The organism is Algoriphagus aestuariicola (assembly GCF_017254835.1).
Classification (GTDB): domain Bacteria; phylum Bacteroidota; class Bacteroidia; order Cytophagales; family Cyclobacteriaceae; genus Algoriphagus; species Algoriphagus aestuariicola.
This window is the reverse complement of the sequence record NZ_JAFKCW010000001.1, coordinates 1,680,096-1,692,291: the sequence shown is the minus strand read 5'-3', so window position 1 is coordinate 1,692,291 and position 12,196 is coordinate 1,680,096. Positions and strand designations below refer to the sequence as shown.

The 12,196-nt window shown below is 49.0% G+C and carries 12 protein-coding genes; all 12 read left to right on the top strand.

All coding sequences use genetic code 11. The features are described 5' to 3' along the window. The first annotated feature begins 1 nt into the window (after position 1). Positions 2–691 (top strand): DUF4377 domain-containing protein, encoded by a 690-nt coding sequence (locus J0A67_RS07050; RefSeq protein ID WP_206568555.1) that lies wholly within the window; start codon positions 2–4, stop codon positions 689–691. A gap of 144 nt (positions 692–835) precedes the next feature. Further along, the gene (locus tag J0A67_RS07045; RefSeq protein WP_206568554.1) at positions 836–1,630 is read left to right on the top strand and encodes an SDR family NAD(P)-dependent oxidoreductase; all 795 of its coding nucleotides are present in this window, start codon (positions 836–838) and stop codon (positions 1,628–1,630) included. Positions 1,631–1,839: 209 nt separating this feature from the next. Continuing rightward, entirely contained in the window at positions 1,840–2,451 is a 612-nt protein-coding gene (locus J0A67_RS07040) for a fumarylacetoacetate hydrolase family protein (RefSeq protein ID WP_206568553.1), read from the top strand. After that, positions 2,438–4,315: a M23 family metallopeptidase gene (locus J0A67_RS07035; RefSeq protein ID WP_241265082.1), complete on the top strand. Its 1,878-nt coding sequence runs from the start codon at positions 2,438–2,440 to the stop codon at positions 4,313–4,315. Before J0A67_RS07040 ends, J0A67_RS07035 begins: the two co-directional genes overlap by 14 nt. 23 nt (positions 4,316–4,338) lie before the next feature. Then, positions 4,339–4,788, top strand: coding sequence for a thioredoxin-dependent thiol peroxidase (gene bcp, locus J0A67_RS07030; RefSeq protein WP_206568552.1), 450 nt, complete (start codon positions 4,339–4,341; stop codon positions 4,786–4,788). 9 nt (positions 4,789–4,797) lie between these two features. Then, the gene (locus J0A67_RS07025) at positions 4,798–5,649 is read left to right on the top strand and encodes a transketolase (protein ID WP_206568551.1); all 852 of its coding nucleotides are present in this window, start codon (positions 4,798–4,800) and stop codon (positions 5,647–5,649) included. A 24-nt stretch (positions 5,650–5,673) separates the two neighbouring features. Further along, on the top strand, positions 5,674–6,636 hold the full coding sequence (locus tag J0A67_RS07020; protein ID WP_206568550.1) for a transketolase family protein: 963 nt from the start codon (positions 5,674–5,676) through the stop codon (positions 6,634–6,636). A gap of 149 nt (positions 6,637–6,785) precedes the next feature. After that, positions 6,786–7,034 (top strand): DUF2188 domain-containing protein, encoded by a 249-nt coding sequence (locus J0A67_RS07015; RefSeq protein ID WP_206568549.1) that lies wholly within the window; start codon positions 6,786–6,788, stop codon positions 7,032–7,034. Then, on the top strand, positions 7,034–7,651 hold the full coding sequence (locus J0A67_RS07010) for a hypothetical protein (protein WP_206568548.1): 618 nt from the start codon (positions 7,034–7,036) through the stop codon (positions 7,649–7,651). Before J0A67_RS07015 ends, J0A67_RS07010 begins: the two co-directional genes overlap by 1 nt. A 138-nt stretch (positions 7,652–7,789) precedes the next feature. Next, a complete protein-coding gene (locus tag J0A67_RS07005; RefSeq protein WP_206568547.1) occupies positions 7,790–8,866 on the top strand; it encodes a polysaccharide deacetylase family protein in 1,077 nt (358 codons plus the stop codon). Between the two features lie 68 nt (positions 8,867–8,934). Continuing rightward, positions 8,935–10,014: a dihydrodipicolinate synthase family protein gene (locus tag J0A67_RS07000; protein WP_206568546.1), complete on the top strand. Its 1,080-nt coding sequence runs from the start codon at positions 8,935–8,937 to the stop codon at positions 10,012–10,014. A gap of 294 nt (positions 10,015–10,308) precedes the next feature. Continuing rightward, the gene (locus tag J0A67_RS06995; RefSeq protein WP_206568545.1) at positions 10,309–12,027 is read left to right on the top strand and encodes a tetratricopeptide repeat protein; all 1,719 of its coding nucleotides are present in this window, start codon (positions 10,309–10,311) and stop codon (positions 12,025–12,027) included. The last annotated feature ends 169 nt before the right edge of the window (positions 12,028–12,196 follow it).

The following is a 12,196-nucleotide window of genomic DNA, read 5'->3' as shown; positions in this document are numbered from 1 at the left end:
TATGAAATCCCTCATATATCTCCTTTCCGTACTACTCCTGGCGCAATCCTGCGGCGAAGAAAACGCGCGGGAAAATCGAGGCAGAACCGAGATCTGGTGGATCAATTCCGCAAAAGTAGACTGCGTGGGCGTAGGTCCGATGACCTGCCTGCAAATCAACAAGGGCGAAACTATCGGGAAAGTCGAATGGTCACTCTTCTATGACCAAATATCCGGCTTCGATTATGAGCCAGGCTACATTTACCAGCTGGAAGTTGAGGTGACGGAAAAAGAAAAACCCATACCGGCGGATGCCTCTTCCCTTTCTTACAAACTGGTAAAGGAGATCAGCAAGACTCCAGATCCCAAACTAACGCTGACGAATATTTGGAAGATTCTCCATGTCGGAGCCATCAAGGATCCCAAGTCAGCAAAAGGCGAGGCGCTGATCTTTGAAATCAACGGTTCCCAAAGCACCTATTTTGGCGAAACCGGCTGCAACTCAATCCGGGGAGGATTTACCTTGGAGGGAGAAAACCGCATCCGCTTCGGACAGGGAGCCGCCACCATGATGGCTTGTCCGGATATGGAAGTAGAGATTGCGGTCAAAAAAACTCTTGAACTAATCCGTAGTTTCGAAATCGAAAACAATGTCCTTTATCTGCGGGACGACAAAGGCCTGGCCTTAATGAGCTTGAGGGCGGTTGACTGAAATTACTTAGTACCAGCTACTATTCCTTTTATCTTCCCTGTCGATTCCAAAAATGGAACAGGCAGGGAATTTTTATTTACGCTGGTCGGTTTTCCAGATTCCCGACTGGTCGGGAAAACTTTTCAAACCAATCGTACTTACCAAATGGACTTAAAACTCAAAGGCAAAAAAGCCCTTATCAGCGGTTCCACAGCTGGAATCGGCTTCGCTATTGCACAACGATTTTTGGCTGAAGGAGCCAGTGTTATCATTAATGGACGGAGTGAAGAAAGCGTCAGCCAAGCTATTAACGAACTCAAATCTGCCTATCCAGATGGAGAAATTTCAGGCGTTGCCGCGGACTTTTCCAAGGTCGAAGATGCCAATCGACTAATTTCCGAAATTGACGAGGTGGACATTTTGATCAACAATGCCGGGATTTTCGAGCCCAAAGCCTTTGCGGATATTCCTGACGAGGATTGGTTTCGATTCTTTGAGATCAATGTGCTCAGCGGAATTCGACTTTCCAGACACTACTTCCCCAAAATGCTCGATAAAAACTGGGGACGGATCATCTTCATCTCCAGCGAATCGGGTGTCTTCATCCCCGACGAAATGATCCACTATGGCATGACCAAAACTGCCCAGCTGGCGGTGAGTCGCGGACTGGCCGAACTAACCAAGGGTACGGCGGTCACGGTCAATTCCATACTTCCCGGACCTACCAAGTCCAAGGGAGTCGGTCAGTTTATCGAAGACCTGGCCATCTCGGGAAACAAAAGTACGGCCGAGGTGGAGCGGGAGTTTTTCAAGGATATGCGTCCCACTTCCCTGATTCAGCGCTTCGCCAGTGTCGAGGAGGTTGCGGACACCGTAGTATACTATTCGAGCCCTTTGGCCTCTGCAACCAATGGAGCAGCCATCAGAGTGGAAGGTGGCTTGGTCAAGTCTATAGTTTAGTGAAATGAAAGAAAAAGGGGTTGGCCAAATAGGTCAATCTCTTGTTCCATTGCACCGACCCCCCCTTCGGAAAAAGATCTTTGGAATTTCAATTTTGGGGTTCATTTTTTGGGAGATAATTACCTTGGTGCAGCAAATCCGCTTAATTTCACGGACGAAATGGGACTCGGGCTTTTGAATGTCCTCCATTGTGAATTCAGCTTTATTCTATGAAAATCATCTGCATTGGCCGGAATTACGCGGCTCATATTGAAGAACTAAAAAACGAAAAACCCGGCAAACCGGTCGTATTTCTCAAACCCGACACTGCTCTGCTCAAAGGAGGCGCTTCCTTCTACTATCCTGACTTTTCGGAAAACATCCATCATGAGCTTGAGCTTGTCCTGAAAATCTCCAAAGAAGGCAAATACATCCAGCCCCAGTTTGCCTACCGATACTTTGAAGAAATTGGTTTGGGTATCGACTTCACCGCTCGCGACCTGCAGGACCAGTGCAAGGCAAAAGGATTACCCTGGGAGATCGCCAAAGCATTCAACGGATCCGCTCCTATTGGCAACTTTAAGCCGGTTTCCGACTTTTCGGATTTGAAGGACATTGACTTCCACCTAGAGATTAATGGTGAGCTAAAGCAGCAAGGAAACACCAGCTTGATGCTCTTTGATTTTGCCACGATCATCTCCTACGTTTCCCAGTTTTTCACCCTCAAAAAAGGCGACCTCATCTATACGGGAACTCCCGCCGGAGTAGGTCCCGTGAAGATCGGCGATCAGCTGAGTGGATTTATAGGAACCGAAAAAATGTTGGATTTTGAAGTTAAGTAAGTTTCTCCCTCTGGTACTTTTTCTGGGATTCAACAGCTCTTTTGGAGGATTTTCGCAGGAAATCCAAAAGGGTTACTTCCGCTCGCCGGTCAAACCGGGCGGTAGGAATTATCTCTCGGGCAATTTTGCTGAGCTCCGTCCCAACCACTTTCATACCGGACTGGACTACAAGTTTGGCGGCGCTGAGGGAGAACCAATCTACGCCGCTGCAGACGGTTGGGTACAACGAATCAAAATTTCCTCTTTCGGCTACGGCAATGTCATCTACCTCAAACATCCCAAGGGCAATATCACGCTGTATGGACACTTGAGAAATTTCAATCCGAAACTCCAAGCTTGGATGAGACAAAAGCTATACGAGGCGCAAGCCAATGAGCTGGAAGTCTATCCCGAGCCAGGAGAGCTTTCGGTGAAAAAGGGCGAATTGATAGCCAATGGTGGCAATACGGGAAGTTCTGGCGGGCCTCATTTGCACTTCGAAATCCGGGACAGTCTGGATCGGGCGATGGATCCGCTTTTGGCGGGATTCCCAGAGATCCTGGACAATATCCCTCCCACACCGCAAAAGATTGCTATTGTACCGCTTGAGATCGACAGCCGAGTCAATGGCAAATTTCAACGGCTGGAGATCACGCCTATCCTGAGTGGTGCGAGCTATAAAATTCCCGAGACAATCAAAGTCACGGGCAAAGTAGGCCTGGAAATCCAGAGCTATGACAAGCTCGATGGGGCAAACAACCAAAACGGCTATCCTAAATTTGAGGTCTCGGACGATGGCGGCAAGCTTTTCAGCCTGCTGATCGACAAGGTTGACTTCAACTATACGCGACATTTCCTGCTCCACACACACCTAAACCGCTTCACAAAGCTGTATTTCCAACCGAACCTCAAGTTTGATTTCCTCAATCCAAACACGCCTGGCACGGGAGCGCTCTTGGTCGAGACCGGTCAAAAGAAAAACATCCAGATCAAACTTTCGGATGCCTACAACAATTCCCGCCTAGTCAATCTAACCCTCACCGGAGCGGATCTGGACTCCACGCTGGCAGATGGCGCGGCCCCCGCCTCAGCCCAAACGAGCTATTTCAATCACCACATGAAGATCCGAGTAGCACAAACCGACAAAGGCGGATTGGCTAAATTCTTCATCGGCAATACAGTCTATGAAATCCTCCCCGCCTATCAGGATGCCCAAACGCGCACCTATCTTTGGGACTTGAGATTTGGCGTTCCTACGAAGGTTGACCTTTGTTCGGAGATTCTGGATCCCCAGCTTTTCGGGCATTTTCCGGTTGGCAAAGAGCACCTTCACGCCTCAGATCGACTGACGGTCAAGGTAGCGGAAAACAGCCTGCTGGAGGATCTGTACCTCAGGGTGGACTTCTCCGGCAGTCTCTCCGCACCTGTGCTGAGACTACAGGAACCCACAGAGTATCTATGGAATCCCATCGAAGTCCTTTGGGACGTGAGCGGATACACGGGCGATAAGGCCAAAACCCATGTCTACCTCCGCTCACCCAACGGTTCCAGGTCCTTTGCCGGAGGCGAATGGGAAGGGGGACAAATCCGCTTCAAAACCAGAAATTTTGGTACTTTTGTCCTCGCTGAAGATAACGTGAAACCTACGATCAACCTGATTCGGGCCAACAGCCAAGGGATGAGGTTTACGATCAAAGACAACCTCTCCGGAATCAAGAGTTTTGAAGCCTACGTGGATGGCAAGTGGGTCTTGATGCGATACGAACACAAGCAGGCGGTCATTTGGTCGGAAACGGCGCAGGGCGAGCCACTCAGAGGTACCGCTGTCCTGCGGGTGACCGACATGGCAGGAAATGTGGCCGAATGGAAAGGGACTATTTCCTGAGTTTTTAAATTAAAAAGAAAAAGATGTCATTAGAAGTTGGCCAAATGGCCCCCGATTTTGAAGCCAAAAATGAAAACGGCGAGGTGGTGAAGCTCTCCTCTTTACGTGGTAAAAAAGTAGTCCTTTACTTCTATCCAAAAGACAATACGCCGACCTGTACCACCCAATCCTGCAATCTTCGGGACAACCACCGCGCGCTTTTGAAAGCGGGCTATGTGGTGCTCGGGGTAAGCTCGGACAGCGAGCGATCCCACCGCAATTTTATCAAGAAGCAATCGCTTCCCTTTTCACTCATCTCCGATCCGGAGCAGCAAGTACAAAAGCTCTATGGCGTGTGGGGTGAAAAAACGACCTTTGGAAAAACCTACATAGGCACTATCCGAACCACTTTCGTCATCGACGAGAAAGGCAAAATCACGGAGATCATCCAAAAGGTCGACTCGAAAAACCATACTGCTCAAATCCTAAAATAAACCTATCAAATGGCAAAACAATCAATCGAACAACTCCAGAAAATCGCAACCCAGCTCCGCAGGGACGTGTTGCGGATGGTGCATGCGGTACAGTCCGGGCACCCCGGTGCTCCACTCGGCTGTGCCGAATTCTTTGTGGCACTCTATTTTGACCAGCTCCACCACAACCCAGATTTCAAGATGGACGGGAAGGGTGAAGACCTCTTTTTCCTATCCAACGGACACCTTTCCGCTGGATGGTATTCCGTCCTTGCCAGAAGCGGCTATTTCCCGGTCGAGGAGCTTAAGACCTTCCGAAAGCTAAACTCGCGGCTTCAGGGACATCCGGCTACCCATGAGCATCTGCCCGGCATCCGCGTTGCTTCAGGTTCTTTGGGACAAGGCCTTTCCGTTGCGCTGGGTGTAGCCCAAGCCAAGAAAATAGACAAGGACGACAAGCTGGTCTACATCCTCTTGGGTGACGGCGAGCTGCAGGAAGGTCAGATCTGGGAAGCCGCGATGTATGCAGCCCACCAAAAAGTGGACAACCTCATCGCCACCGTGGATTACAATGGTCAGCAGATAGACGGTCCTACCGAGAAAATCATGGACTTGAAGAATCTCAAGGCGAAATGGGAAGCGTTTGGCTGGGTAGTCAACGAAATCACCAACGGCAACGACATGAAGTCGGTGCTTGAAGGATTGGAGAAAGCCAAGGAACTTTCCGGAAAAGGAAAGCCTGTGGTCAACCTACTCTATACCGAAATGGGCTATGGCGTAGACTTCATGGTCGGTACACACAAGTGGCACGGCTCCCCTCCCAACGACGAGCAGCTGGCCAAGGCCTTGGGACAACTCGAAGAGACCCTTGGTGACTATTAATTCCTCCTTCCAAATGACCTTATCATGAGCTTAGACTTAAAATTCACCTATACAGAAAAAAAAGACACCCGTTCCGGCTTCGGTGACGGCTTCCTGGAAGCAGGAAGAAGAAATCCCAACGTAGTCGGACTTTGCGCCGATCTGATCGGCTCCCTAAAAATGGGCGATTTCCAAAAGGAATTTCCCGAGCGATTCTTCCAGACCGGCATTGCAGAGGCTAACATGATCGGCATCTCAGCTGGTCTGTCCATAGGTGGCAAGATTCCTTTCGCGGGCACCTTTGCAAACTTTGCTACAGGCAGGGTATATGACCAAATCCGCCAGTCCGTGGCTTATTCTGACAAAAACGTCAAAATCTGTGCTTCCCACGCCGGACTCACGCTTGGCGAAGACGGGGCTACCCACCAGATCCTCGAGGACCTCGGCATGATGAAGATGCTTCCCCACATGACCGTGATCAACCCTTGCGACTACAACCAAACCAAGGCTGCTACCTTGGCGATTGCCGAGTATGAAGGTCCAGTCTACCTGAGATTCGGTCGTCCGAGCTGGCCTATCTTCACTCCGGCTGACCAGAAGTTTGAAATTGGCAAAGCCTGGAAGATGATCGATGGCAAGGACGTGACCATTTTTGCCACTGGCCACTTGGTATGGGAAGCCGTGGTGGCCGAAGCCATGCTTCGCGAAGAGGGCATCTCTGCTGAGGTGATCAACATACACACCATCAAGCCACTGGATGAAGAGGCGATTCTTGAATCCGTGAAAAAGACGGGCTGCGCCGTGTCGGCAGAAGAGCATCAGATCAACGGCGGCCTAGGTGACAGCATCGCCCAAACTCTGATTCGCCACAATCCTGCTCCGCTCGAATACGTAGGTGTAAACGACAGCTTTGGCGAGTCCGGCACTCCGACACAACTGCTTGAAAAATACGGCCTGAACGCCGAAAACATCGTGAAGGCTGCCAAAGCAGCTATCGCAAGAAAATAAGCTTCAAAAAAAATGACGCCAAAACCACAGCCCTACCGCTGTGGTTTTTTGTTTCCTGGCGGGATACTTTTTTTCAAAGAAATCATCAAAACCTTCCAATATCTCCATACCCGGTAAATCCGTATATTCATCTCCAAACTTTGATCGAGATGGGAAAGAAAGTCATTGGTGAAGATATGAAGAAGAGATTTATGGAATCTGTTGAATTCCATAAAGACCACGTACACGTGGTCGAAATGAACGAAGGCTGGGTGATCAAAAGGGAAGGATCGAAAAAAACGATACAGACGGTATCAAGTCAGGAAGCTGCTATGAAGGCTGTCCACGACCTAAAAAATGTCAGCAAAGTGTATGTCCATCCCAAAGTCGGAGACATTTCCGTTGAAATCATGGAATGATGGACACCAAAAACGTATTCATCAACTGCCCCTTTGACAACGAGTTTTATCCATTGTTGAAGGGGATATTTTTTGTCCTGATCTACCTTGACTTCAAACCAAAAATCGCAGAAACTTCCGATTCGGGTCAGGTAAGAATTTTAAAAATCAAGGACTTGATGCTTTCCTCTCCTCTTTCCATCCATGACCTTTCCCGAATTGACCCTCTCGTCACCGATGCGGCTGCCCGCCTCAATATGGCGTTTGAAATGGGAATCGATTTTGGACTCAAATATTCTGGCATAGCCGAGTTGGAAGCCAAGCGGTTTCTGATTTTGGAAAAGGAAGACCACCGCTATAAGACTTTCCTCTCAGACATATCCGGAAACGACATAAAGTCCCACCGAAACGATCCCGAATTGGTCATCAAGTCCATCCGCGACTGGATTAAGGCTCAGGGACAGGAGGCGGCAATTCCCAGGCACAAGCTCATTTTTTCCGCCTACAACGAGTTTTCTTTGTTTTACAACCAAATGATCTCTTCCGAAGGCTACGATCCCAAAGAGATCACCGCCGTGACTTTTTCAGATGTAATCGAAATTATGGCCAATTGGATCGGGAAGTTCAAAAAAGTCTAAATCCGCATCCGCATGTGCAATATTGAGTTTTGCCCAAAGTAGCTCATTCACATACCACTCTTCCTTTCGATAGCCCTTTTTCTAGGTTTTTCAGTAGTCTAGATAGTTCCGATCTGACCTCCCAACTTCACCTTTCCAATGAAAGCGACTACTCAAGTCCTATTTTCTATCAGGAGTCTGCTGGCCCTGAGCACCCTGCTTTTCACCGCTTCTGCCCTGCAGGCGCAGACCTATGCCGAAAAACTGGGCTGGCCAAAGGATAAAAAGGTGGTGATCTTCCATGTGGATGACGCGGGGATGTCAAGGGAATCCAACGCGGGTACGTTTCGATCTCTGGCAGGTGGAATTGCCACCTCCTGCAGCGTCATGATGCCCTGTCCTTGGGCGGGAACTTTCATGCGGGAAAGCAAAGACAAAGGCCCAATCGACGCAGGACTTCACCTGGTATTGACCTCGGAGTGGAAAGGCTACCGCTGGGAACCTCTGGCGGGTAAAAGTCTAGTGCCTGGACTCCATGATCCCGAGGGTTCATTTTGGCCGACCGTCGAACAGGTGGTTGCGCATGCCAGCCCTGAGGAAGTCTACATTGAATTAAAAGCTCAAATTGAGCGAGCGCTCAGCATGGGTATTCGACCGACCCACTTGGATTCTCATATGGGAACGGTGTTCGCCCATCCCAAATTTTTGGAAAAATACATACAACTCGGAGCCGAATACGAGATCCCAGTGATGTTTCCAGGAGGCAACAATGTCCTACTGGAAGAATGCCAACAGGCGCCAATCATCAAAAAATTGAAGGCAGAGGGAAAGTATACAGAGGGCATGGAACTGCCCAAGATCGAGATACTCGAACAAGCGCCAGCAATCGGCCGCCAAGTCTGGGCGATGGGCCTTCCCGTTCTTGATGATTTGCATACCATGAGTGGGGAATGGAGACCTGAGGTGGCAGACTTTTCTCCAAAGGAACATGCAGAATACAAAGTCGTCCAATTTAAGCGGATACTGGACAAGATGCAGCCAGGCTTGGCCATGATCATCATCCACAGCACCATGCACACCGAAAACTTCGATACCATCTCAGCCTCAGGCAAATCCCGTCAGGCCGACTTGGATGCAATGCTGTCATCCGACCTCCAGGCCTTTATTGAACAAGAGGGGATCATATTGACCACTTGGAGGGAAGTAATGGAGAGGCGTAAAAAAATAAACGAGTAGACAACCAAATTCCAATCTTACCCTCCAGCCCATGTAGACGATGGCAAGCTCGGCGGGGAAACCTCCGTATGAAAACACCCCAGCACAATCCCAGAAGGAAATTTTTGCAGAAAATCTCCCTTGGAACGCTCTCGCTCACCGCTTTGATGGGACACAACCAAAATCTATTCGCCTCTGATTTAGCCGACACCGAGAGTATGCCCATTTCCGGCAAATTGGAAAGCGATGCCAAGAAATTTGTCCCAGTGATGCTAACCCCATTTGACTCCAATCTGAATATTGATTTTGGGACCTTGACCAAGCTGACTGATTTCTACATTGCCTGTGGAGCAAAAGGCTTCTTTGCCAACTGTCTGAGCAGCGAAATGTATCACCTTGACAACGACGAGCGCCTCGCGCTGGCCCGACATGTGGTGAAGCAGGTTAACGGGAAAATGCAAGTCGTGGCGACGGGGTCTTTTGGGGAGACAATTGAGGAAAAGGCAGAGTTTACAAAGAAAATGTATGACACTGGAGTCGACGCTGTCATCCTGATCAGCAGCCACTTTGCCACCAAGGATGAGGACGACGCAGTACTGATCAGCAATCTCGAAAAGTTCCTGAGTCTGACGGGCGATATCCCTTTAGGCACCTACGAATGCCCCTCGCCTTACAAAAGGATTATCTCGCCTGAAGTAATGCGTTTCATGGTTTCCTCAAGGCGCTTTACTTATCACAAAGACACAAGCTTGGATTTGGATAAAATCAAAGCCAAACTGGAAATAGCCAAGGGCAGTCCAATGGAATTTTACGACGCCCATACGCCGAATACCATGTATTCCCTGGAAATGGGTGCAAAGGGTATGTCCTGCATCGCCGGAAACCTCTATCCCGAGCTATTCTCCTGGATGTGCGCCAACGCGACGGACCCATCAAAACAAGCTGATGTCAAATGGCTTCAGTCGGAACTTACACAGGCAGACTCGATTATTTCCCAAGGCTACCCTATCAGTGCCAAGTATTTTCTCCAAAAACGCGGTGTCCCAATCCAACCCTTGTCCAGGTCAAAAAACACCCCGCTGACCGAGGAACAAAAACAGGCTTTAGATCAAATCCTAGGAAAGCTGCCCCTCTGGAATGAGCGGCTCGGAATCAAGCTAAAGTCCTAGCCAACAGTAGTCACTTTTCAAGGCGGCAGCGACAAAATATTGATGATGGATGGGAGACGCCACTTTCAATGAAAGTCTTTTCTATTTCACTGATATATAAAAACTTAAGCCCTGTCTTCACTTTTATTTCTCATCAAAATTTCTTTGCTTGAATCAGTTTTTGACCTCAAGTCATAGCAAAATTGGGTACTATGTTTCAAGCAACATTCATTTGCCACCGGTATAGCTCATAGTAAGGAATTAGTCTAAAGGTTACATTCATTTTTTCATTGCCATTCTTTAATCCACAAGCCCATGAGAGTACAAGTTCTCGTCTTGATTTTCTGCGTTGCTATTTCGGCATGCAAACAGGAACTGCCAACATTCCAGGCTCCTCTCCTCAAAAACATCGGTGAGTATCAAGTGCAAGTCACCACGAAATCACCTTATGCCCAGACCTTTTTCAATCAGGGAATCATCATGGCGAATAACTTCAACCATGCCGAGGCCGAGCGTTCTTTCAGGGAAGCTGTTCGCCTTGATCCCGACTTTGCTATGGGATATTGGGGTATTGCCTATGTGCTGGGACCAAATTTTAACTCAGCCTCAAACATGGGCACCATAAACGAAATCCGGGATGCTGTCGCTGAGGCCACTCGATTAGGCGAGAAAGCTAGCCGTTGGGAACAAGCAGTGATAAAGGCCATCGCCACCAAATTCCCATCTACCTCCGCAAATTCCGATGACGAAGCCTTTTCCAATGCAATGCGCGAAGCGCACGAGGAGTTTCCGGAAAACTCCATTGTCGCGACCCTTTATGCAGAATCCGTGATGAATCTCCACCCTTGGGATTTCTACGAGAAAAGAGGAGGCGAACCCCGGCCATGGACTCCCGAAGTAGTCGCTCTTTTGGAAAAAGTGATTGCTATAGATCCCCAAAATCCCCTAGCCAATCATCTTTATCTGCACGCTACGGAAGCGAGCGGAAAGCTGGATCAGGCACTGGTAGTCTCGGAAAGGTTGAAGGACTTGGTCCCCTCGGCGGGACATTTGGTCCACATGCCTTCCCATATCTACATCAATACCGGAGACTATCACGAAGGCTCTATAGCCAATGAGAAAGCGGTGATAGCAGATAGCACCTATATCGCCGAATGCAAAGCCCAGGGATACTATCCCCAAATGTATTTCACTCACAATTACCATTTCCTGGCTGCCACCGCAGCTTTTGAGGGCCGGGCTTCCCGTTCTATCGAGGCGGCATTCAAAACAGCAAGCTTGGTCGATCCAGCATTTTCCCACGAACCAGGCTTCGAAATGGTGCAACACTACTTGACCATCCCCTACCATATCCTCATTAAGTTTGCCCAGTGGGAGAAAATCAAATCCCTGCCAGAGCCTACCGAGGACCTGATTTATCCGCGGGCTATCTGGCACTACGCGCAGGGAATGGCCTTGGCCCAGGAAGGAAAAAATGACCAGGCAAAAACCGAATTGGAGCAGCTCAGGACCTTGGGACAAGACTCAACGATAGCTGACCAAATGAACTGGGGCATCAACAAAGTCACCGAGGTTTGCCAAATAGCTGCTCGGGTTTTGGAGGCAAAAGTGCTGGTAAATGAAAGGAAAAATGATGCAGCCAAAAAACTGCTGTCCGAAGCAATTATTATCGAAGACGGACTCAACTATAATGAGCCCCCTGACTGGTTCTTCTCCGTCAGGCACATTCTAGGCAATCTCTATCTGGAAACCGGCGACTTTGTAAGAGCAGACAAAATCTTTCGAGAGGATCTTTACAATTGGCCGAAGAATGGGTTCGCCCTAAGCGGTCTGACTGCCGCCCTGATGGCGCAGGGAAAAACAGAAGAAGCGGCGCAAATGGACAAGCAATTTCAGGAAGCTTGGAAGCTCGCGGAGATGGAACTGAAAGGGTCTGAAATCGACCCGAGAAAACGCGTCGATGTCGCGCTAAAAATCGATGACAATTCCCCGACGGAGTTGATCTACCTAGCTGCTTCGGTATGCATCAGATAGCATTGATAAAACTCAATTTGGCAGCGAACCAAGCGGATAGCCAATGAGCGCCATCCGCTTTACCTCGCTATCAGTCTACTAGCGCGCTTTCGATTTTCCTCAACAAAGTAAACTGAATCACTTTTGCCAACTACACCCATTGAGTCTCAGATAACACCGTTAGCTTAAA